Source organism: Gordonia alkaliphila (assembly GCF_039542465.1).
Classification (GTDB): Bacteria; Actinomycetota; Actinomycetes; order Mycobacteriales; family Mycobacteriaceae; genus Gordonia; species Gordonia alkaliphila.
Window position 1 is genome coordinate 262668 of the sequence record NZ_BAABIE010000002.1, and the last position, 21084, is coordinate 283751.

The following is a 21084-nucleotide window of genomic DNA, read 5'->3' on the forward strand; positions in this document are numbered from 1 at the left end:
TCCGCGCCGCGGGTCAGGCGGCGGCGAGCGCGCCGCCGGCACCGCCGGCGAGCGGGTCGGTCGGCACCACTTCGATGACCGGCGGGGTCATCGTGCGGCCGACCTCGGTCAGCACGGTGCCGACGGGGACTTCGAGTGCCACGCAGATGGCGGCGAGGAGCTCGCTGGAGGCTTCCTTCTGCCCGCGTTCCACCTCGGACAGATACCCGAGCGACACCCGCGCCGAGGTCGATACCTCGCGCAGAGTGCGTCCCTGATCCATTCGAAGTCGGCGCAATTCGTCACCGAGCGCCTCCCGCAGCAGTAAAGCCAACGACCGCTCCTTCTCGCTGTGTCTTGCAGTCTTCTTGTCTGTCGACCCTATCGGAATTTTCGATACGGCGTCGACGGGAATCGCGCGCGTCGGTCAGTCCGAAACCGTCGCCGTCCGGCGCAGCACCGTCGCCCGCCAGACGTAGTCCAGCCCGGTCAGCACGGTGACCGCCACCGCCGCGTACAGGATCCACAGCGCCACGTCGAAGGCCACTCCGGTCAGCGGCAGCACCAGCAGACCACAGCCCACCGACTGCAGCAGCGTCTTGATCTTGCCGCCCTGGCTGGCCGCGATCACTCCGTGCCGCACCACCCACAAGCGCAGCAACGTCACGCCGAGTTCGCGGACCAGGATCACCACGGTCACCCACCACGGCACGCTGCCCAGCACGGACAGGCCCAGCAGGGCCGCACCGATCAGTGCCTTGTCGGCGATCGGGTCGGCGAGCTTGCCGAAGTCGGTCACCAGTCCCCACGACCGCGCGATGCGCCCGTCGAGCTGATCGGTGATCGCCGCGACGGCGAAGATCACGAAGGCCGCGATGCGCCAGGGGGTCTCGGTGCCGTCGGCCACGAACAGGACCACCAGGAACACCGGCACCAGGACGATCCGGAACACCGTCAACCCATTGGCCACGTTGAGCACGGGAACCGCGGGCAGCGGCGATTGCGCCTGTGGAAGTGGGTCGGTCACACCGTCAGACTATCGGCCCCGGTTCGCGCCCGTCGCCGCGGGATGCCCGGACCGGTCTATTGTGTTCTTTCATGTCCACTGCGCAACCGGCCCGCCGTCCCACCGAGACGACCCCGCCGATCGTGCGACGAGCCCGGACCTCGGACGTGATCCGTATCAAGGAACTCGTCGACATCTACGCGGGAGAAATCCTCCTCGGCAAGAACCTGGTGACCCTGTACGAGTCGGTCCAGGAGTTCTGGGTGGCCGAGGTCGACGGCACCGTGGTCGGCTGCGGCGCACTGCATGTCTTCTGGGACGACCTGGGCGAGGTCCGCACCGTGGCGGTCGATCCCGCCGTCGCCGGCCGCGGCGTCGGCCACCACCTGGTCGCCCGCCTGCTGGAGGTGGCGCGGGAACTCGAACTGGCCCGGGTCTTCGTGTTGACCTTCGAGACGGAGTTCTTCGGTCGGCACGGGTTCACCGAGATCGAGGGCACCCCGGTGACCCACGCGGTCTTCGAGGAGATGTGCCGCTCCTACGACACCGGCGTGGCCGAGTTCCTGGACCTGAGCTACGTCAAGCCGAACACCCTGGGCAACACCCGGATGCTCGTCATCCTCTGACACCGGTGAGCAGCGGCCCGGCTAAAGTCGGCGCATGCCGAAATTCGCAGTCGAATACACCTACGGCGCCGCCAAGGCCGCCCTCCGCGACGAACACCGCCCCGTCCACCGCCAGTGGCTGCAGACCTCCTACGAGGCCGGCGACATCCTGCTGGTCGGGCCCTACAGCGACGGCTCCGGCGCGGTGCTGATCGTGGCCGCCGACGACGAACGGGCCGCTGCGCAGTTGATGGCGCAGGACCCGTTCGCGTCAGTAGGCGCCATCGACGCCGTGCGGATCACCGAGTGGAAGCAAGTTTTCGGGCCCTTCGGCGACTGACCACGAGGCTGGCGACGGTGGTCACCACCAGGGTGCCACCGATCACCGCCAGGCTCACCGGGGTGGAGATCTCCGGCACCGCGACGTGTTCGCCGCCGTTGATGAAGCTCAGGGTGTTCTCGTGCAGCGCGTGCAGCACCAGCTTCACACCGATGAAGGCCAGGATCAGCGACAGCCCGTACGACAGGTAGATCAGCTTGTCCAGCAGACCGCCGAGCAGGAAGTACAGCTGGCGCAGACCCATCAGCGCGAAGGCGTTGGCGGTGAACACCAGGTACGGCTCCTGGGTGAGTCCGTAGATCGCCGGAATCGAGTCCAGCGCGAACAGCACGTCGGTGAAACCGATGACGATCAGCACCATCAGCAGCGGCGTGGCCATCTTCTTGCCGTCGATACGGGTGAACAGCTTGTCGCCGTCGTAGGTGTCGGTGGTCCGCAGGAAACGCTTCGCGAAGCGTTCGATGCGGCCTTCCCGTTCCCGCTCGTGCTCCACCGGCTCGCCGCTCTCGGACAGCAGCTTCACGGCCGTCAGCAGCAGGAAGGCGCCGAACAGGTAGAAGACCCAGCTGTAGGCGGCGATGGCCGCCGCGCCGACCGCGATGAAGCCACCGCGCATCACCAGGGCCATCACGATGCCCAGGAGCAGTACCTTCTGCTGGTAGATGCGCGGCACCATGAACTTGGTCATGATCACCACGAAGACGAAGAGGTTGTCCACCGACAACGCCTTCTCGGTGACGAAACCGGCGTAGTACTCCCCGCCGAAGGTGCCGCCCCACTTCCACCAGACGAAACCGCCGAAGGCCAGGGCCAATCCGATGTACACCGCCGACCAGAAGCCGGACTCGCGCAACGTGGGTTCGTGCGGCACACGCACGTGCGAGAAGAAGTCGAAGACGAAGAGCCCGAGGATCACCACACAGGTGATCACCCAGGTGAGTAAGGAAACATCCACGGCAGAACCTCCAGCGCGCGTCACTAAGGAAGCGATGCTGGAGGTCTCTCCCATCCGCGGTGCGGACCGGCGTCCCGGACTGGGCGGTCCCGGTGTGATCGGCACATCGGGACAGCGCAATCGTATTGACGAGATCGCCGTCGGGGGGATACTCCCCTCCTGATCGTTAGATCGATCGTACTCTTCGACGACCGACCGCGCCCAATCAGAAGGGCGGCGTCTCCTCGTCCGGGTCGCCCCCGCCGGTGATCGACGCGATCACGCCGGCCAGGTCCTCGGGCTTGACCAACACCTCGCGCGCCTTGGAGCCTTCACTGGGGCCCACGACGCCGCGCGTCTCCATCAGGTCCATCAGTCGACCGGCCTTGGCGAAGCCCACCCGCAGCTTGCGCTGCAGCATCGAGGTGGAGCCGAACTGGCTGGACACCACCAGTTCGATCGCCTGCAGCAGGTCGTCGAGGTCGTTGCCGATGTCGGCGTCGATGTCCTTCTTGTCCCCGGCCTTGGCCGCGGTGACGCCTTCGACAAACTCCGGCTCGGACTGTTCCCTGGCGGCCTCGACGACGTCGTTGATCTCCTCGTCGGTGATGAACGCGCCCTGCATGCGGATCGGCTTGTTCGCCCCCATCGGCAGGAACAGTCCGTCGCCCATGCCGATCAGCTTCTCCGCGCCCGGCTGATCCAGGATCACCCGCGAGTCGGTCAGCGAGCTGGTGGCGAAGGCGAGCCGGGACGGCACGTTGGTCTTGATCAGACCGGTCACCACGTCCACCGACGGACGCTGCGTGGCCAGCACCAGGTGGATACCGGCGGCACGGGCCTTCTGCGTGATCCGCACGATCGCATCCTCGACGTCGCGGGGCGCGGTCATCATCAGGTCGGCGAGCTCGTCGACCACGGCCAGGATGTACGGATAGGGCTTGTACTCGCGCTCGGAGCCCAGCGGCGTGGTGATCTCACCGGTGCGCACCTTGGTGTTGAAGTCGTTGATGTGCCGCACGCGCGAGGCCTTCATGTCCTGGTAGCGCTGCTCCATCTCCTCCACCAGCCACGCGAGGGCCGCCGCGGCCTTCTTCGGCTCGGTGATGATCGGCGTGATCAGGTGCGGCACCCCCTCGTACGGGGTGAGCTCCACCATCTTCGGGTCGATCAGGATCAATCGGACCTGTTCGGGGGTGGCGCGCGTCAGCAGCGACACCAGCATCGAGTTCACGAAGCTCGACTTGCCCGAACCGGTGGAACCGGCCACCAGCAGGTGCGGCATCTTCGCCAGGTTGGCGCTGACGAAGTCGCCCTCGATGTCCTTGCCGAGTCCGATCACCATCGGATGGGTGTCGGCTTCGACCTCCGCGTCGGTGAGCACGTCGGCCAGGCGCACCATCTCGCGGTCGGCGTTGGGCACCTCGATGCCCACCGCCGACTTGCCGGGAATGGGCGCCAGCAGTCGCACGTTGTCGGTGGCCACCGCGTACGCGATGTTGCGCTGCAGCTGGGTGATCTTCTCCACCTTCACGGCGGGTCCGAGCTCCACCTCGTAGCGCGTCACGGTGGGGCCGCGGGTGTATCCGGTCACCGCGGCGTCGACCTTGAACTGCTCGAGCACGCCGTTGAGGCGGTCGATCATGTCGTCGTTGGCCGAGCTCCCGAGCTTCGGCGGGTCGCCGTGCACCAGCAGATCGGTGGACGGGAGCACGTAGCCGGAGTCCGAGGCCGCCGGGCGCGGTGCAGCGGCCGGCTTCGGTGTCGGGCGCGGCGCTGCGGGCTTGCGGGCGGCAGGCTTCGGCTGCGGCCGCGGTACCGGAGGCAGGGGCGCGATCGGTTCGGTGACCTGCTGCTCGATCGGAGTGTCCAGCAGCGGCTCGGTGTACAGGTCGGTCATGTGCTCGTCGCGGGTCGCGCCGGCGGTGGGGCGAGCCGGGCGACGGTCCGTGCGTGCGGTGGCCCGCGTCACCGGCTCGCGACGCGAGGGTTCACGGCGTGCGGATTCACTACGGGTGGGCTCGCGGCGGGCGCGCGACGCCGGTCGACGCCGCTCGTCGGGCGGGTAGTTCTCGTACGGATCGCCCCAGCCCGCGCGATCGTCGTCGCGAGGATCGGTGTCGCGGGGATCGGCCGGGAAGTCGTCGAGCACGCTCGGCTCGTCGGCGTCGGCGTCGGCGTCGGCGTCGTCGAACTCGGCGGCCTCGAATTCCTCGTCGTAGTCGTCGTACTCGTCGTAGTCGTACTCGTCGTCGTAGTCGTCGGCCGCGCCGTGGCGGTAGGCACCGATTCCGAGGTACGAGCAGGTGCCGTCGATCAGCTCGCGCACCGAGTAGCCGCTGAGCACGACGAGTCCGGCGAACCCGCAGAGCACCATGATCGGGACCGACAGCCAGACGGTGATCGCCTGGGTGAGCGGCGACCCGAGGGCGAAACCGAGGAAGCCCGCGGCCTCCGAGCGCGCCGGTGACTCGGTCGGTGCGCCCAGCACCAGATGGGTCAGGCCCAGGGCCGACATGCCGAGCAGCACGCCGCCGCCCACATTGCGCAGGCGTCGGGCCGGATTGGGTCCGTGGCGCATCACCGTGACGGCGATGACCAGCAGCACCACCGGCAGCAGGTAGGCCAGCGAGCCGATGCCGAAGCGGACCAGGGCGTCGACGAAGGCGCCGACGGCCTCCGGAACCCCGAACCACACGCCGGCGATGACGAGTGCGGCGAGCAGTGTCAGTGCCAGCCCGGCACCGTCGCGCCGCGCGGATCGCTGATGGCCGACAACGTTGTCCTCGTCGTCCGGGTCGACCTGCGGCGCCAGTCCGATGCGGGCGACACTGCCGAGACCGCGCGCAGCCAGGTTCCAGGTGTTGACCACGCCGCGACCGATGCCGCGACCCACCGTGCCCGCCGCCGACGGACGATGCCGCATCTCCTGCGACTTGTTGGTCCGCGCCGGTGGACGTGCATTCCGCTTACCCGCAGCGGAGCGGTTGCCGGTCGCCGCACGCTGTCCGTTCGCGGTACGCGGTCGACGTTCGCCGCCGCGAGCGCGCTCGGAAGTGCCGGCACGGCCGGAGGTACGGGAGCCGGAGCCCGAACCGGACTTGGCCGACGGCGCACGACCGGAAGTGGACGTGCGACTACGCGCGCTTGCCTGAGAAGCCATGGCTGTCAGCCTAGTGCCTCAGCGTCACTCCAGTAACACCCGCAACAGCGCGCGTCGGATCACAACTTCGACACGACCGCGGCGAAGCAGGCTGCGATCACAGGGAGCGGCGCGCCATCGACAGCAGCGCCACGGCGGCCGGTTCGCCGAGGAAGGCCACGTCGACCGGCGCACGACCGAACGCGAACAGCAGCAGTTCGCCGACGGTGCCGACCACGGTGACCGGCTCGCCGGAACCGACGGTCAGCAGGTCCCGCCCGTCCGGTGTGCGCAGTGTCACGCGGGCCGGCGATTTGCCCATCGTCATGCGGCCCATCATCTTCAGCGGCCGCTCCAACGCGGCGCTCAGGCCGGGCGCCAGCTCGCGGGGCGTCCACGGGCCGGTCGGATCGGCGCCGCCGCGCAGCACGTCCTCGTGGTGGACGAACATCTCCGCGAGGTTGAGGTACTTGTCGGGGAGGGCGAACAGCGAGAACCACGGCGGACCGGACTCGACGTCGTCGAGCAGGTCGTCGTAGTCGCGGGCCGCATAGCTCCGCGTGACCCGGCCGGTCCACGCCCCGAGGGGCGGGAGGAACATGCCGGCGGCGGCATCCGGGCGGCGTTCGCGCAGCAACAGGTGCACCGCGAGATCGCGGGTCGCCCAGCCGGTACACAGCGTCGGTGCGTCCGGCCCTTCGCGGCGCATGGCCTCGACCATGGCCCGACGTTCCACCTGCGCCCAGTTCACGCCCATCGGGGGTCAGCCCAGCTCGTCGTCGGCGGGCACCTCGATGACCGTCGGCACGATCATCGGACGGCGACGGTACTTCTGCGCCACCCAGCGGCCCACCACGCGGCGGATGCCCTGGGCGATGCGGTGGGAGTCGGTGACGCCCTCCCCGGCCAGCTCGGTCAGCGCCTTGTCGACCAGGTCGGCGGCCTCCGACAGCGCGTCCGGGTCGTCGGAGAAACCGCGGCCGGAGATCTGCGGGCGGCTCACCGCGCGCCCGGTGCGGTCGTCGACGGCCACGGTGATGGCGATGAAGCCGCCCTCCCCCAGCACCAGTCGGTCCGACAGCGTCGACTCGCTGACGTCACCGACGGACAGGCCGTCGACGTAGACGAAGCCCACCGGCACCTTGCCGGAGATCCGTGCGCGGCCGTCCACGAGGTCGACGGTCACGCCGTCCTCGGCGAGAACGATCCGGTCGGCGGGCACACCGGTCGCCTCGGCGAGCGCGGCGTTGGCGCGCAGGTGCCGCCATTCGCCGTGCACCGGCATGGCATTGGACGGGCGCACCGCGTTGTACAGGTACAGTAGCTCGCCCGCCGACGCGTGGCCGGAGACGTGCACCTTGGCGCTGGCCTGGGTGATCACCGTGGCGCCGCGCTTGGCGAGCCCGTTGACCACCGCGAAGACGGAGTTCTCGTTGCCGGGGATCAACGACGACGCGAGCACCACGAGGTCGTCGGCCCGAATGTTGATCTGCCGGTGATCGCCGCGCGCCATCCGAGACAGCGCCGACAGCGGCTCGCCCTGGCTGCCCGTGCTGACCAGCACCACCTTGTCGTCGGGCAGCGTGGCCGCGGTGTCGATGTCCACCTCGACGCCCTCGGGGATGTGCAGGTAGCCCAGGTCCTGCGCGATCGCCATGTTGCGGACCATGGAGCGGCCCACGAAGGTGACGCGGCGTCCGTAGCGGTGTGCCACGTCGACGATCTGCTGGATGCGGTGCACATGCGAGGCGAACGACGCCACGATCACGCGCTGGCGGGCCTTGCCGATCACCCCGTCGAGCACCACGCCGATCTCCCGCTCGGGAGTCACGAAGCCGGGCACCTCGGCGTTGGTGGAGTCGACCAGGAACAGGTCGACGCCTTCGTCGCCGAGACGGCTGAAGCCGCCGAGGTCGGTGAGGCGGTTGTCCAGCGGCAACTGGTCGAGCTTGATGTCACCGGTGTGCAACACGAGGCCGGCGGGCGTGCGGATCGCGACGGCCAGTGCGTCGGGAATCGAGTGGTTGACGGCGAAGAACTCGCAGTCGAACTCGCCATAGCTCGCGCGGTCGCCCTCGCGCACCTCGATCAGCGTGGGCCGCAGGCGGTGCTCACGGCACTTTGCGGCGACCAGCGCCAGCGTGAAGCGCGAGCCGACCACCGGGATGTCCGACCGTAGCTTGAGGAGGAACGGCACCGCGCCGATGTGGTCCTCGTGACCGTGGGTGAGCACGATCGCGTCGATCTCGTCGACGCGGTCCTCGATGTACCGGAAGTCGGGCAGGATCAGGTCGACGCCGGGCTGCTGGTCCTCGGGGAACAGCACGCCGCAGTCCACCACCAGGAGGCGACCGGCGTATTCGAAGACCGTCATGTTGCGACCGATCTCGCCGATGCCGCCGAGCGCGACGATGCGCAGTCCGCCCTCGGCGAGCGGCGGCGGCGAAGGCAGTCGCTCGAGATGGTCGGCGGTGACGCCGGAGCCGGTCGCGGCCTCGGCGGCCGGGTGCAGCTGCGCGCCCTTCGTCTTCTTGGCGGGGGCGTCGGCCGGCGGACCGGCCTTGCGGGACGAACGACGACGCTGGGAGCGACCCGGACCGGTCATCAGGAAACCACCTCTGCTTGGCGCAGGAGAGTCAGGATCTGTTCGATCTGACCTGGATCGGCCGCGACCTGCGGCAGGCGCGGATCGCCGACGTCGAACCCGGTCATCCGCAGCGCGGTCTTGACCATGGTGACCCCGCCGGTGAGGCCCATCGCCTCGACCAGTGGCGCCATCGAGTCGTTGAGCTTGCGGGCGGTCGCCAGATCGCCTGCGGCGACGGCGTCGCGCAGGGCGGCCATCCGGCCCGGCACCAGGTGGCCGATGACGCTCACGAAGCCGATCGCACCGACGGCCAGCCACGGCAGGTTCAGGGCGTCCTCGCCGCTCAGGTACTGCAGGTCGGTCTGCGCCATCACCTTGCGGGCCTGGTGCAGGTCGCCCTTCGCATCCTTGATACCCCGGATGTTGGGGTGCTCGGCGAGCGCGAGAATGGTCTCGAACTCCAGCGGCACCACCGACCGCGGCGGAATGTCGTAGAGCAGCACGGGCAGATCGGTCGCGTCGGCGACGGTCCGGAAGTGCGCGAGCAGACCACGCTGCGGCGGCCGTGAGTAGTACGGGGTCACGATCAGCAAGCCGTGCGCACCGATCTCGGCGGCTTCGCGAGCGCGCAGCACCGTCTCGGCGGTGTCATAGCTGCCGGCGCCCTGCACGATGCGGGCCCGATCGCCGACGGCGTCCAGGACTACCCGCAGCAGATCGTTCTTCTCGGTCGGGGTGGTGGTCGGCGACTCCCCGGTGGTGCCGGAGACGACCAGGCCGTCGAGGCCGCCGGTGACCAGCTGATCGGCCAGTTCAGCGGCCTTATCGAGGTCGATCTTCCCGTCGGCGCGGAACGGCGTGACCATGGCGACGGAGTTGGTTCCGAAGGGTGCAGCCCCTCCCCCGGTGGCAGGCGAATTCATGGGGCTCACGGTACCGCACCAGGCGGGTTCGGCAGCGATCAGCCCTCGTACGGGAACGGCGAGGTGGCGACCTCTGTGCCGTCGGCTAGAACGTCGATCTCGAAGTCGCCGAAAGCAGTGGGCGCCAACTCGATCAGCTGGCGCAGACATTCCACCGCCAGCTCCCGAATCTCGGTGTCGGCGTGCTCGGTGGCGCGCATGCCGATGAAGTGCCGCCACGCCCGGTAATTGCCGGTCACCACGATGCGGGTCTCGGTGGCGTTCGGGAGCACCGACCGTGCGGCCTGGCGTGCCTGCTTGCGGCGCAGGATGGCGTTGGGCACGCCCGCGAACTTCTCTTCCAGTCGGCCGAGCAGTTCGCTGTAGGCGGCGCGGCTCGCGTCGGTGGCCTCCTGGAAAAGCGCCTCGAGTTCGGCGTCACCGCGAATCGCCGGCGGCGGCACCACGTTGGCGTCGTGCTCTGGCACGAACCGCTGGGACAGCTGGGAGTACGAGAAATGGCGGTGCCGAATCAGCTCGTGGGTGCACGAGCGCGAGATGCCGGTGATGTAGAAGGACGCGCTCGCATGCTCGAACAGCGACGTGTGCCCCACCTCCAGCACATGACGCAGATAGCCGGCGTTGGTCGCGGTCCGCGGATTCGGCTTGTCCCAGCTCTCGTAGCAGGCGCGGCCGGCGAACTCGATCAGCGCCTCGCCGCCGTCGGCGTCACTGGACCACGCCACCTGCGGGGCGGTGAACGTCGTCGATGCCACCAACTGCACATTGAGCGCCACCAGATCGGGCACGGGATCCTCCTGGATTAGTCACGGTCGACGACGGAAACAAGGCCGGGCTTGCCTATACTCATCGACCAATATCGATAACCCACCTTTTCACGGAAATGAGCAACTCTGGATGAAGCCCCTCCCGACGGTCACCACCCGCCGTGCCGCCACCCTGGCCGTCACCGCAGCGCTGGGCCTGGCGCCCTTCCTGGTCGACGCCGCGCCCGCGAACGCCGTCCCGCAGGAGCAGCAGCAGAACCAGCCGCAGAAGCAGCAGGCGGTGCCCGCGCCCGAGCGGGTGAACCTGGGCGGCGTGTACAACGCCCGCACCTTCGGCAGCTACACCAACACCGACGGCCAGGCCCTGACCGACCGCGTGATCCGCAGCGGCGACCTGCAGAACCTGAACAACGCGGGCCTCGCGGAGCTGCAGCGTCGCGACGTGACCACCATCGTCGATCTGCGCACGTCGTTCGAGCGCCAGCTCAAGCCCAACCGCCCGGTGCCCGGCGCCAAGGTGGTCGTGGCCGACGTCATGGCCCTGGCCCCGCTCGCCGGCTCGGCCGATTTCCCCGGCATGTACCGGACCTTCGTCGACAATCCGGGTGCCCGCGAGGCGTACCGGACCATGCTGCTCCAGGTGGCCACGACCGTCGAGCGCGGCGACTCGGTGCTCATCCAGTGCAGCGCCGGCCGCGACCGTACCGGGTGGGGCTCGGCCGTGCTGCTGAAGATCGCCGGCGCCGATATGAAGACCATCGAGGCCGACTTCACCGCCAACAACACCGGCGCCGACGTCGCGTGGCTGCGCGGCGCGTTCGCACACGTCGACCGCATCTACGGCGGCTTCGACGGCTACCTGCGCAAGGGCCTGCGGCTGTCGACCGCCGAGATCGAGTCGATCCGCACCGCGATGATCGCGTCGGACGCGACCAGCGAAGCCGCCGTCACGCCCCAGTAGTCACTTTGCAGTGATGCCGAGGTTCACCGCGGCATAGACGGTGCCTCCGGACTGGCCAGCCTTGAGCAGTCCGGTGGCGTCGTAGATGCCGTCGTTCGCGTTGCGGGTGGCGCGGTTCGGATGGCCGTCGTACGGGCTGTGCGCCGCGAAGACCTCGTCGCTGAGCCCGTCGTCGAAGTACAGCTGGCTGGTGCGGGCGGTGGTCTTGTTCAGATGGACCCGCAGGTGGATGTGCACCGTCCGCCCCCGGTACCAGCCCGGATAGATGCTGGTGAACCGCACGATGCCGTCTGCATCGGTGGGCTGCGCGCCGCGCAGATAGGTCTTGGCATCCGACGGCGTGGACTCGCGATCTCCGGAACTGTAGGCGCCGTCCGAGACCGTTCCGTCCCTGTCTGTTCCGCCGGGCCCGCCCGGTCCCCCGCCACCCGGCGGCCCGCCACCCGGCGGCCCGCCGGCGGTTCCCGACTCGAAACCCGAGTAGTTGCCTTCGGCATCGCAGTGCCAGATCTCCACCACGGCATCGCGCACCGGCGCCGGGTCGCCGTCGACCCGGCAGTTCTCCAGATCCACCACGCGCAGTGCCAGTTCCAGCGGGACGCCCTCGCGGTCCTCGCGGATGTCGGCGCGGATGCGGTCCACGTCGAACCAGTACGGCCCCTCCGTGGCCTCCGCGGTGGTGGGGCACTGCGGTGCCTGCGCCAGCAACTCGTTCAGCAGGTCGCCGCTGCCGCCCGCAGCCGACGTCGTGGCGGAGTCCGCACCCGAAACTCCCGTCGCCGACGAGGCGGCCGGCGCGGACTTCTGGTCGACGCCGCAGGCGGCGAGGACCCCGGCCAACCCGAGAGCGCCGGTGCCGGCCAGGACTCCCCGGCGGGTCAGCGCACCGTCGAGCGGCGGATCGGAGGGAGCGGCAGCGGGTCGGTCGCGGCGAAATCGTGGGTGCATGCCAGTGACCCTAAGCGCCGTTCCTGTCCGGTCGCTGTGGGTCGCCTGCCGGTGTGCTGGAGGTGTGTCAGGCGCCGCGGACGATGGGCGCGAGCTTGGCGTAGGTGTCTTCCCAGCCGTGCACCGGGATCGAGTCGATGCCCAGATCCATCACGGGGCGGTCGTTGCCGCCCTCGTCGAGACGGTCGCCGAAGAACAGGATGTCGTCGGTGGTCAGGCCGAGGATCTCCATCAGGCGGCGGGCGCCGTACGCCTTGTCGATGCCCTTGGCGGTGATATCGACGGAGGTGGAGCCGCCGCTGCGAACCTCCAGGTCGGGCAGACGCTCGGCGGCGTAGGCGCGCAGCGACTCCTTCTTACGGCCGTCCGGATCCCACGCCGTCTTGGCATCGACGGGCGCCGACTGGCCCAGCGCGCTGAAGGTGATCTGGCTGCCGCGATCCTCCAGGATCGGGCCCCAGGTCTTGCTCTCCCACAGGCCGAGTTCCTTGGCGCCTTCCTCGACCACGGCGAGTGCGCGGGCCTTCTGGTCGTCGGACAGCTCTTCGGCGTAGACGGTCTCCCACTCCGGGTCCGCCCAGCGCAGGTAGCGGGTGCCGTTGGTCGGCATCAGGTGCAGGTTGCCGCGGTGCTCGAACGCGCCGAGCCGGTCGAGCACCTGGGTCTGGAACTGACCCATCTGGCCGCCGGAGATGACGCAGCCGAGGGAGGCGGCGAGCATCTCGCGGAACAGGTCGACCATCTCGTCGGCCATCGCCGTCTTGGACGGGGCGAGGGTGTCGTCGAGGTCGAACATGACCAGCTTGTAGGTCTTGCCGTTGTGCGTGAGTCCGTCAGCCATGCCGGGAACCTTAACCGAGAGCGCCGTCGGGGTTCTGCACGGTAGTGCGATTGACCCACGGGAAGGCCTCGGCGTTCGACGCAGCGCCCTCGGCCGCGCGGGACCGCGAGGTCTCCCCGAGTTCGGCGAGCAATCCGTTCCCGGCGTCGACGAGTGCGCCGAAGCGGGCCGGGGTGAGCCAGCCCGGGCGCAGCGCGAACAGCAGGTCCTCGGTGGCGGTGTTGCCGCTGGCGCCCGGTGCGAACGGGCAGCCGCCGAGGCCGCCGAGCGCGCCGTCGACCATCGCGGCACCCGCCCCGACCGCGGCGAGGGCATTGGCCACGCCCATCCCCCACGTGTCGTGGCCGTGGAACACCAGGCGCCGTTCACCGGCCGGATGGGCGGCTGCGGCGAACAGTTCGGCCACCTGGCCCGGGTACGCCTGCCCGAGCGTGTCGGCCAGCACCACGTCGACCGAGCCTGCGGTGCGCGGATCGGCGACGATCTCCAGGACCCGATCGGGGTCGACGGCGCCGTCGAACGGGCAGGTGAAGGCGGTGGCCAGGCACAGTTCGAGGCGCCCGCCGACGGCTTCGGCATGGGCGACCGCGTCCGGCATCGCGGCCAGCGAGTCCTCGGTGAGGCGGCCGATGTTGGCCTTGTTGTGGGCGTCGGACGCCGAGAAGCAGTACTGGAAGTTGCGGGCGCCGGCGGCGGCCGCCTTCGCCACGTGCCGCGGGGTGGCCACCCAGATCCAGCAGTGCTCCAGTTCCTCCGGGGTGAGCGCCTCGATCAGTTCCAGGCTGTTGGCCATCGGCGGCACCAGGTCGCCGCGCGCCATGGACCCGATCTCCAGTTCGGTGACGCCGGCGGCCAGCAGGGTGCGCACCAGCGCCGCCTTGGTGTCGACGTCGAGGAGCCCGCCGGTCAATTGCAGGCCGTCGCGCAGCGTCACGTCGCGCACCACCGTCGAGCGCGCCGTGCCCGTCACAGGAATCGCTCCCGGATCTCGTCGGTGTGCTCACCGATCTCCGGGCCCAGCGAGCGGATCGGCAGCGACTGTCCGCCGAGCACCGGCACCACGCCGGGGAAGCCCACGCGCACGGGCTCGGGCGCGCCGGTGTCGACGTCGAACTCCTGAATCATGTTGCGCGCCGAGTATTGCGGGTCGGCGACGATGTCGGCTGCGGTGTAGATCGGCCCGGCCGGCACGCCCGCCGCGTCGAGGGCGGCGAGGACCTCGTCGCGGGTCCGCGCGCCGGTCCACGCCCCGATCGCGTCGTCGATCTCGTCGCGCCGGTGCCAACGGCCGTCGTTGTCGGCGAGGTCCGGGTCGTCGGCCAGATCGGCGCGGCCGATGGCGCGCATGTAGCCGCCGAAGATGCCGTCGGCGTTGCCGGAGATCACCACCGAGAAGCCGTCGCCGCACACGTAGGCGTTCGACGGCGCGATGCCCTGCATGCGGCCACCGGTCCGTTCGCGGCGCACGCCGTAGGCACCGAGGTCGGGGATCAGCGACTCCATCATCGAGAAGATGGCCTCGTGCAACGCCACGTCGACGATGCGGTCGGCCACCGGCAGCGGCTCGGCGGCGGCGTCGCGGCGGCGCAGTCCCTCGTACAGCGCCATGACCGCGCCGAAGGCCCCGTAGAGTCCGGCGATCGAGTCGCCGATCGACACACCGGTGCGCACCGGCGGTCGGTCCGGGTCGCCGACCAGTTCCCGGAAACCGCCGTAGGCTTCGGCGACGGCCGCGAATCCGGGTCGCTCGGCGTACGGTCCGGTCTGCCCGAAGGCGGAGATCCGCACGATGATGAGTTCGGGGTTGTCGCGGCTGAGTTCCTCCGGCCCCAGACCCCACTTCTCCAGGGTGCCGGGCCGGAAGTTCTCCAGCACCACGTCGCAGTGTCCGGCGAGGGTGCGGACGTCCTCGCGTCCCTCCTCGGTGCGCAGGTCGAGCACCATCGACTTCTTGTTCCGGTTGATGGTGCGGAACAGCATCGACGTCTCGCCCGCGTACAGGCGCCAGTTGCGCAGCTCGTCGCCGCTCTCGCGCTCGATCTTGATCACCTCGGCGCCGAAGTCGGCCAACAGCCGACCGGCCGACGGAGCGGCGATGTAGTTGCCCAGTTCCAGCACCCGCACACCGGCCAGCGGCAGGCGGGGCGACGACGGTGCGTCGGTCATGGCTGCGGCTCGTCGTTGAACGAGTATGCGGGGTTGCGGATCAGGGCGTCGATCACCGTGATGAAGGCGTCGGCGGCGGCGACCGAACTGAACTCGGCGAGGTCGTGGGGTTCGGTCTCCGGGTCGAGCAGGCCCAACACGTCGCCGTCGACGCTGGGCACCACGCGCAGGCGCCGCATCGAGTGCCCGGCGATGCGGACGGCCGCGTTCTCGTCGTCGAGCAGTTCGTCGGGGGTCACCCACTCCACCCCGGCGTGTTCGGTGCCCGCCCCGGACAGCACTCCGTCGCCGCCGATCCGGGCGTGTTCGGGCATGCCGATGATGTGCTCGATGAGGCGGGCGGCGCGGCGCGCGGACTCCTCGTCGTAGGCGAAGGCCAGGGCCTCCCAGTCGCCGGCGTCGTTGTAGAGCACGGCGTACTGCTCCCCTTGCGCCGCGACCGCGAGGTGCGCGGCCGTGCCGCCGGGAAGTGGGGTGTGCCATTGGCCGTAGATCTCGATCTGACTCACACCTATTGACACTACGGCCCCGCGCGGGGCGCGCGGGACCGCAGGGAGGTGTCGGGCGGCGTCAGGAAGCGGCGTTGACCCGGATCATGTTCCCGGCCGGGTCGCGGAACGCGCAGTCGCGCGGGCCCCACGGCTGCTCGGCGGGCTCGGACAGCACCTCGGCGCCGGTGGCGACGACGCTCTCGAAGACGGCATCGAGATCGGCGACGGTGAAGATGTACGGCCCCATCACTCCCTTGGCGACCAGGGAGTGCAGCGCCAGGGCGTCCTCGGGCGAGCGGCCGGCCGCCGGTTGGGACAGCACGATGTCGCCGGCGCCGTCGGCCGGGCCCAGGGTGACCCAGCGGAGTTCGCCGTTGGGGACGTCGAGTTTCACCTCGAGTCCGAGGCCGTCGCGGTAGAAGCCGAGGGCGGCCTCCATGTCGTCGACGGTGATGGGAGTGGCGGTGAGGGCGATCGAAGTGGTCATGTCCTCCACGGTAAAACCCTGCGCGCCCGCTGCGCTTCTCCGATCCTGCTCGGTTTCGGCAGCGATCTGCTCGATTGCCGCCGCGTGGCTCAGTACCAGGGCATGGGTCGCGCGAGCACCTTGGTGATGCACGACGGCAGGGCTTCCATGCCGTCGTGCGGGCGGGCCCGGTACGACGACGGCGTCTCCCCCGCGATCTGGGTGAACCGGCTGCTGAACGAGCCGAGCGAGGAGAACCCGACGGCCATGCACGCCTCGGTGACGCTGGATCCGGCCCGGAGCAACGCCATGGCCCGTTCCACCCGGCGGGTCACCAGATAGCCGTAGGGCGTCTCGCCGTAGGCGGCCTTGAACTCGCGGGAGAAGTGCGCCGGCGACATCAGCGCGCGGTCGGCCATCACCGGCACGTCCAGCGGTTGGGCGTAGTCGCGGTCCATCAGGTCGCGGGCGCGGCGCAGGTGCGCCAGCGTCGCCGGCGACGGTTGCTGCGCCATCAGGCCGCCACCGCCTGCCGCAGCAACGGGGCGAGGTCGCCGCGCGGCTGCACGTCGATCTCGTCGAGTCCGCGCCACTGCGCGAGTGCCGCCAGGTCGTCGGCCAGTGCGTGCGCGACGGCACCGAGATCCGCATCGTCCTCGTGGTGGGCGGCCAGCACCTGCAGCACGCCGGTGCGGCGATCGGCTTTGAGGTCGACGCGGGCCTGCAGCCGGCCGTCGTGCAGATAGGGCAGCACGTAGTAGCCGTGCACGCGTTTGTGCGCGGGCACGTAGATCTCGATGCGGTAGTGAAAACCGAAGAGCCGCAGCGTCCGCGGTCGGTAGAAGACGAGCGGGTCGAACGGCGACAGCAGGCTCGAGCGCACCGGGCGGCGCGGGATCTTCGCGTCGGCGTGCAGGTAGGCCGGTTCGTTCCAGCCGTCGACGGTCACCGCGGTGAGGGTGCCGTCGTCGAGCAGGTCGCCGAGCACGGCGCGCACATCGGCGGTCGCCAGGCGGTAGTAGTCGGCGAGATCGGCGACGGTGGCGACACCGTGCGCGGCCGCCGCCCGGCGCACCAGCTCGGTGATCGCCTCGGGCTTGGGAATGTCGGCGGCGACGCGCTCGGCCCCGACCACGCGCTCGGCGAGGTCGTAGTGGCGCACGAACTTGTCGTCGCGCACCGCCGACAGCGTGCCGCCGGCGAACAGCGCCTCGCAGACGTTCTTCACCTCGCCGCGGTGCCACCAGGAACCCGGTGCGGAGCCGGATCGGTCCACGCCGAGCGCCGTCTCCAGACTGCGCGGAGTGCTCGCGCCGGCCTCGGTGATCGCCGCGAGGATGTCGTTCTGCAGAGCGGCGTTGCGCGCCAAGGCTTCTCGGACATGGCGCCAGCGGCCGCCTGCGAGCTCGGTCATCCGCCAGCGGAACAGCGGCCAGTCGTCCACCGGGATGAGCGCGGCCTCGTGCGCCCAGTACTCGGCCAGCAGACGCGGTGCGCGGGCCGCCGACCGCCAGGCGGCGGTGTCGAGGAGCTGGTCGTCGTAGGCGCCGAGTCGGCTGAACGCGGGCAGGTAGTGGGCCCGGGCGAGCACGTTCACCGAGTCCAACTGCAGGAGGCGTGTGCGCCCCAGCACCCGCTTGAAATGCGCGCGAGTCGGAGGCCTCGTCGGGGCCGGGTCGGTGAACCCTTGTGCCGCCAGCGCTATCGAACGCGCTGCAGCCGCCGAGAGGTCAGTGGGCACGGGCCCCGGCGGCCGGGTAGTCGATGCGCCGGTATTCGAGGAAGCGGTACAGCGTCCCGGTCCGCGAGCGGAGCCAGTCGGTGGCGGCGGCCTGCTCCCAGGTGACCGGATCCACCGCGGGCGCGAAGGCGTCGGCGCCGTCGACCAGCGTGCCGATCTCGGTGACTCGCAGCCGGGTGGCGTGTTCCATTGCGGCGCTGTAGATCTCGCCGCCGCCGATCACCGAGGCCACCCCGCCCACCAGATCGAGGGCGGACGCGAGATCGCTGGACACCTCGGCGCCGTCGGCGGCGTAGGTCGCGGAGCGCGTGAGGACGATGTTGCGTCGTCCCGGTAGCGGACGGAACCGCACCGGCAACGACTCCCAGGTCTTGCGCCCCATGATTACCGCGCCGGTGCCGGTGGCCTCGCGGAAGTGCGCCATGTCTTCGGGCACGCTCCACGGGATCGCGCCGCGGCGACCGATGGCGCCCACCCGATCCTGTGCCCAGACCAATGCGATGTCCATGTCCGGTCGTCCTCCTCTGGCTCGGTCGCGTTACACCGCCACCGGCGCCTTGATGGCGGGGTGGGAGGTGTAGTCGACCACCTCGATGTCGTCGTACTGGTAATCGAAGATCGAATCCGCCTGGCGCAGTCGCAGTGTCGGCGGTGCGAACGGCTCGCGGCTCAGCTGCTCACGGACCTGGTCGACGTGGTTGTCGTAGATGTGGCAGTCGCCGCCGGTCCAGATGAACTCGCCCACCTCCAGGCCCGCCTGCTGAGCCATCATGTGGGTGAGCAACGCGTAGGACGCGATGTTGAAGGGCACGCCGAGGAACAGGTCGGCGCTGCGCTGGTACAGCTGGCAGCTCAGCTTGCCGTCGGCCACATAGAACTGGAAGAACGCGTGGCACGGTGGGAGCGCCATCTGCGGGATCTCCCCCACGTTCCACGCCGAGACCATGTTGCGGCGCGAATCGGGGTCGGTCCGCAGCAGGTCGAGGGCGGCCTGGATCTGATCGATGTGCTCGCCCGAGGGCGTGGGCCAGTTGCGCCACTGCACGCCGTACACCGGGCCAAGCTCGCCGTCCGGCGACGCCCACTCGTCCCAGATGGTGACGCCGTGGTCCTGCAGCCATTGCACGTTGGAGTCGCCGCGCAGGAACCAGAGCAACTCGTACACGATCGACTTGAGGTGCACCTTCTTGGTGGTCACCAGCGGGAAGCCCGCGCTCAGGTCGAAACGCAGCTGCGCGCCGAAGACGCTGCGGGTCCCGGTTCCCGTCCGGTCGGCCTTCTCGGTACCGGTGTCCATCACCCGACGCAGCAGATCCTCGTACGGGGTGGGGATAGTCGTGCTCACGGTGCCGAGTGTACTGACCTGCGGGCGGTCGGCACCTTAAGCCATCAGCTGCGCCGCGACCGTGGCGCCCAGTTCCCAGCAGGCCTGAAGTTCGTCCTTGGACGGCTTGTTCGACACGATGAGGTAGTCGGCGGCCTTGGTCCAGCCCAAGCCGGTGGTGATCGAGTCGACGGCCCGCACTGCTCCCTCGCCACCCTCGTTGGAGTGCAGGTACAGGCCGAACGGGCGCCCCTGCGTGGAGTCGAGGATCTGGTAGTAGCTCACGTCGAAGGCGTGCTTGAGGGCCCCGGAGATGTAACCCAGGTTGGCGGGGGTGCCGAGCAGGTAGCCGTCGGCTTCGAGGAAGTCGGTGGCCGTGACCGCCAGCGCGGTCCGTCGCACCACCTCGACCCCCTCGATGTCCGGGTCGGCCGCACCGGCGATCACCGCCTCGAACATCGCCTGGCAGTGCGGCGACGGCGTGTGGTGGACGATCAGCAGGCGGGCCATGTCAGCTCTGTTCCTGCTTCTCCTGCTGGGCGGCGCGGTAGCCGGCCGCGGCGCGGCCCATCATCTCGCGGGCGCGCTTGCGGTCGCCGGCGTAGTCGTAGGCGCGGGCGATGCGGAAGGTGCTGATCCAGTCCGACGGATCGGCCTCCCACTCGGCCTTGACCTGCGCGAACAGCGCATCCGCGGCCTCGACCTCGATCCGACCGGACGGGCGGTGCGGCAGGTCGTCGACCTTCAGCTCACGACCGGCGTCGACCACCGCGGCCGCCATCCGCTGGTGCTCGATGCCGGCCTGCAGGGTCCGCACCAGAATCCAGATACCGACCACCGGCAGGAGGAAGACGCCGACGCCCAGCGCGATGCCCACCGGCGTGCCGGCCTGAATCAGGCGCACCGCGTTGCGGCTCAACAACCAGAGGTAGACCACGATGGCCACCACCATGAAGCCGATCATCAGCACGATCGGCCGGGCATCCTTCTGCTTGGCTGCCATCGGCTACAGGTCCATGAACTGGTCGAGTCCCACCGTGAGGCCGGGGTGCGCCGCGATCTCGCGCACGCCGAGCAGCACGCCGGGGACGAACGAGGTGCGGTCCATCGAGTCGTGGCGGATGGTCAGCGTCTCCCCCTGGGTGCCCAGGAGGACCTCCTGGTGCGCGACGAGCCCGGCGAGACGCACCGAGTGCACGCGCACACCGTCGACGTCCGCGCCGCGCGCGCCCTCGAGTCCGGTGGAGGTGGCGTCGGGCATGGGCGCGCTACCGGCCCTGGCGCGGGCGGCGGCCACGAGCTGGGCGGTGCGGCCGGCCGTGCCCGACGGCGCATCGGCCTTGTGCGGGTGGTGCAGCTCGATGATCTCCACCGAATCGAAGTACGGCGCCGCCTTCTCCGCGAAGTACATGGACAGGATGGCGCCGATTGCGAAGTTCGGCGCGACCAGGACGCCGACACCCGGCGCCCCGCTCAGCCACTTCTCGACCTGCGCGAGGCGCTCGGCGGTGAAGCCGGTGGTGCCGACAACAGCGTGAATCCCGTTGTCGATGAGGAACTTCAGATTGTCCATCACCGCATCGGGATGGGTGAAGTCGACGACCACCTGAGTCTTCGACTCGACCAGCGCGGTCAGATCGTCGCCGAAGTCGACGCCCACGGTGAAGTCGGTGTCCCCGGCGGCCTCGACGCCGGCGACGATCGCCTGCCCCACTTTGCCCTTGCTGCCCAGCACTCCGACCCGGATCGCACCGCTCATCTACTCCACCTCTTGCCGCTCGACATCGTTGCCATCGAGTCTAGGTGCATCGCGTCCGGACGCCGGCAGCGGCGACGGCCGCGGAGGTCGCGGGAACCGCTTCG

The 21084-nt window shown here is 69.7% G+C and carries 24 protein-coding genes; 3 read left to right on the forward strand and 21 right to left on the reverse strand.

The window, feature by feature from the left end:
- Positions 1–13: 13 nt before the first annotated feature.
- On the reverse strand, positions 14–313 hold the full coding sequence (locus ABD989_RS03115) for a helix-turn-helix domain-containing protein (protein WP_345312393.1): 300 nt from the start codon (positions 311–313) through the stop codon (positions 14–16).
- A gap of 93 nt (positions 314–406) precedes the next feature.
- Complete coding sequence (pgsA, locus tag ABD989_RS03120) at positions 407–1006, reverse strand: CDP-diacylglycerol--glycerol-3-phosphate 3-phosphatidyltransferase (RefSeq protein WP_345312394.1); 600 nt, start codon at positions 1004–1006, stop codon at positions 407–409.
- Between the two features lie 71 nt (positions 1007–1077).
- Between pgsA and ABD989_RS03125 the strand changes: the two genes are divergently transcribed.
- Both ABD989_RS03125 and ABD989_RS03130 read left to right on the forward strand, forming a co-directional pair.
- Positions 1078–1611, forward strand: a complete 534-nt coding sequence (locus ABD989_RS03125) for an amino-acid N-acetyltransferase (RefSeq protein ID WP_345312395.1) — start codon at positions 1078–1080, stop codon at positions 1609–1611.
- Between the two features lie 34 nt (positions 1612–1645).
- A complete protein-coding gene (locus ABD989_RS03130) occupies positions 1646–1930 on the forward strand; it encodes a YciI family protein (protein ID WP_345312396.1) in 285 nt (94 codons plus the stop codon).
- Here the strand turns inward: ABD989_RS03130 and ABD989_RS03135 are convergent.
- The 6 genes from ABD989_RS03135 to thyX form a co-directional block, all read right to left on the reverse strand.
- Positions 1890–2885, reverse strand: a complete 996-nt coding sequence (locus ABD989_RS03135) for a TerC family protein (protein ID WP_345312397.1) — start codon at positions 2883–2885, stop codon at positions 1890–1892. The genes ABD989_RS03130 and ABD989_RS03135 overlap by 41 nt on opposite strands.
- Before the next feature lie 205 nt (positions 2886–3090).
- Complete coding sequence (locus tag ABD989_RS03140) at positions 3091–6027, reverse strand: FtsK/SpoIIIE family DNA translocase (protein WP_345312398.1); 2937 nt, start codon at positions 6025–6027, stop codon at positions 3091–3093.
- 97 nt (positions 6028–6124) lie between these two features.
- The gene (locus ABD989_RS03145) at positions 6125–6757 is read right to left on the reverse strand and encodes a TIGR03085 family metal-binding protein (RefSeq protein ID WP_246997042.1); all 633 of its coding nucleotides are present in this window, start codon (positions 6755–6757) and stop codon (positions 6125–6127) included.
- A 12-nt stretch (positions 6758–6769) separates the two neighbouring features.
- Entirely contained in the window at positions 6770–8611 is a 1842-nt protein-coding gene (locus tag ABD989_RS03150) for a ribonuclease J (protein ID WP_246995566.1), read from the reverse strand.
- Positions 8611–9516: a 4-hydroxy-tetrahydrodipicolinate synthase gene (dapA, locus tag ABD989_RS03155; protein ID WP_246995564.1), complete on the reverse strand. Its 906-nt coding sequence runs from the start codon at positions 9514–9516 to the stop codon at positions 8611–8613. The genes ABD989_RS03150 and dapA overlap by 1 nt, the downstream gene beginning before the upstream one ends.
- 38 nt (positions 9517–9554) lie before the next feature.
- Positions 9555–10304 (reverse strand): FAD-dependent thymidylate synthase, encoded by a 750-nt coding sequence (thyX, locus tag ABD989_RS03160; RefSeq protein ID WP_345312399.1) that lies wholly within the window; start codon positions 10302–10304, stop codon positions 9555–9557.
- Between the two features lie 109 nt (positions 10305–10413).
- Between thyX and ABD989_RS03165 the strand changes: the two genes are divergently transcribed.
- Complete coding sequence (locus ABD989_RS03165; RefSeq protein ID WP_246995560.1) at positions 10414–11244, forward strand: tyrosine-protein phosphatase; 831 nt, start codon at positions 10414–10416, stop codon at positions 11242–11244.
- Here the strand turns inward: ABD989_RS03165 and ABD989_RS03170 are convergent, their stop codons facing one another.
- From ABD989_RS03170 to dapB, 13 genes are all read right to left on the reverse strand, one after another.
- Positions 11245–12192, reverse strand: coding sequence for an intradiol ring-cleavage dioxygenase (locus tag ABD989_RS03170; protein WP_345312400.1), 948 nt, complete (start codon positions 12190–12192; stop codon positions 11245–11247).
- A gap of 67 nt (positions 12193–12259) precedes the next feature.
- Positions 12260–13033, reverse strand: coding sequence for an HAD-IIB family hydrolase (locus ABD989_RS03175; protein ID WP_345312401.1), 774 nt, complete (start codon positions 13031–13033; stop codon positions 12260–12262).
- Positions 13034–13043: 10 nt separating this feature from the next.
- Entirely contained in the window at positions 13044–14003 is a 960-nt protein-coding gene (locus ABD989_RS03180) for a beta/alpha barrel domain-containing protein (protein WP_345312402.1), read from the reverse strand.
- A complete protein-coding gene (locus ABD989_RS03185) occupies positions 14000–15199 on the reverse strand; it encodes a CaiB/BaiF CoA transferase family protein (RefSeq protein WP_345312403.1) in 1200 nt (399 codons plus the stop codon). Before ABD989_RS03185 ends, ABD989_RS03180 begins: the two co-directional genes overlap by 4 nt.
- Entirely contained in the window at positions 15196–15708 is a 513-nt protein-coding gene (locus ABD989_RS03190; protein ID WP_345312404.1) for a hypothetical protein, read from the reverse strand. The genes ABD989_RS03185 and ABD989_RS03190 overlap by 4 nt, the downstream gene beginning before the upstream one ends.
- Positions 15709–15769: 61 nt before the next feature.
- Positions 15770–16177, reverse strand: coding sequence for a VOC family protein (locus ABD989_RS03195; protein WP_345312405.1), 408 nt, complete (start codon positions 16175–16177; stop codon positions 15770–15772).
- A gap of 89 nt (positions 16178–16266) precedes the next feature.
- A complete protein-coding gene (locus ABD989_RS03200) occupies positions 16267–16671 on the reverse strand; it encodes a helix-turn-helix domain-containing protein (protein ID WP_345312406.1) in 405 nt (134 codons plus the stop codon).
- Entirely contained in the window at positions 16671–17897 is a 1227-nt protein-coding gene (locus tag ABD989_RS03205; RefSeq protein WP_345312407.1) for a winged helix-turn-helix domain-containing protein, read from the reverse strand. Before ABD989_RS03205 ends, ABD989_RS03200 begins: the two co-directional genes overlap by 1 nt.
- Positions 17887–18405, reverse strand: coding sequence for a dihydrofolate reductase (locus tag ABD989_RS03210; protein WP_345312408.1), 519 nt, complete (start codon positions 18403–18405; stop codon positions 17887–17889). The genes ABD989_RS03205 and ABD989_RS03210 overlap by 11 nt, the downstream gene beginning before the upstream one ends.
- A gap of 30 nt (positions 18406–18435) precedes the next feature.
- Complete coding sequence (locus tag ABD989_RS03215; protein ID WP_308221361.1) at positions 18436–19242, reverse strand: thymidylate synthase; 807 nt, start codon at positions 19240–19242, stop codon at positions 18436–18438.
- A 36-nt stretch (positions 19243–19278) separates the two neighbouring features.
- Complete coding sequence (locus ABD989_RS03220; protein WP_345312409.1) at positions 19279–19731, reverse strand: flavodoxin family protein; 453 nt, start codon at positions 19729–19731, stop codon at positions 19279–19281.
- Between the two features lies 1 nt (position 19732).
- A complete protein-coding gene (locus ABD989_RS03225; protein ID WP_246995542.1) occupies positions 19733–20224 on the reverse strand; it encodes a hypothetical protein in 492 nt (163 codons plus the stop codon).
- A 3-nt stretch (positions 20225–20227) separates the two neighbouring features.
- Positions 20228–20980 carry a 4-hydroxy-tetrahydrodipicolinate reductase gene (gene dapB / locus ABD989_RS03230; RefSeq protein WP_246995540.1) on the reverse strand — a complete coding sequence of 251 codons (753 nt, stop codon included), beginning with the start codon at positions 20978–20980 and terminating at the stop codon, positions 20228–20230.
- Positions 20981–21084 lie beyond the last annotated feature (104 nt).

Bases quoted from the DNA above. Each gene is read 5' to 3' on its own strand.
- ABD989_RS03170 (WP_345312400.1), bottom strand. From the start codon at position 12,192: ATGCACCCACGATTTCGCCGCGACCGACCCGCTGCCGCTCCCTCCGAT.
- ABD989_RS03220 (WP_345312409.1), bottom strand. From the start codon at position 19,731: ATGGCCCGCCTGCTGATCGTCCACCACACGCCGTCGCCGCACTGCCAG.
- ABD989_RS03125 (WP_345312395.1), top strand. From the start codon at position 1,078: ATGTCCACTGCGCAACCGGCCCGCCGTCCCACCGAGACGACCCCGCCG.
- ABD989_RS03200 (WP_345312406.1), bottom strand. From the start codon at position 16,671: ATGGCGCAGCAACCGTCGCCGGCGACGCTGGCGCACCTGCGCCGCGCC.
- ABD989_RS03195 (WP_345312405.1), bottom strand. From the start codon at position 16,177: ATGACCACTTCGATCGCCCTCACCGCCACTCCCATCACCGTCGACGAC.
- ABD989_RS03210 (WP_345312408.1), bottom strand. From the start codon at position 18,405: ATGGACATCGCATTGGTCTGGGCACAGGATCGGGTGGGCGCCATCGGT.
- ABD989_RS03140 (WP_345312398.1), bottom strand. From the start codon at position 6,027: ATGGCTTCTCAGGCAAGCGCGCGTAGTCGCACGTCCACTTCCGGTCGT.
- ABD989_RS03150 (WP_246995566.1), bottom strand. From the start codon at position 8,611: ATGACCGGTCCGGGTCGCTCCCAGCGTCGTCGTTCGTCCCGCAAGGCC.
- dapA (WP_246995564.1), bottom strand. From the start codon at position 9,516: ATGAATTCGCCTGCCACCGGGGGAGGGGCTGCACCCTTCGGAACCAAC.
- dapB (WP_246995540.1), bottom strand. From the start codon at position 20,980: ATGAGCGGTGCGATCCGGGTCGGAGTGCTGGGCAGCAAGGGCAAAGTG.
- ABD989_RS03185 (WP_345312403.1), bottom strand. From the start codon at position 15,199: ATGACCGACGCACCGTCGTCGCCCCGCCTGCCGCTGGCCGGTGTGCGG.
- ABD989_RS03225 (WP_246995542.1), bottom strand. From the start codon at position 20,224: ATGGCAGCCAAGCAGAAGGATGCCCGGCCGATCGTGCTGATGATCGGC.
- ABD989_RS03175 (WP_345312401.1), bottom strand. From the start codon at position 13,033: ATGGCTGACGGACTCACGCACAACGGCAAGACCTACAAGCTGGTCATG.
- ABD989_RS03130 (WP_345312396.1), top strand. From the start codon at position 1,646: ATGCCGAAATTCGCAGTCGAATACACCTACGGCGCCGCCAAGGCCGCC.
- ABD989_RS03165 (WP_246995560.1), top strand. From the start codon at position 10,414: ATGAAGCCCCTCCCGACGGTCACCACCCGCCGTGCCGCCACCCTGGCC.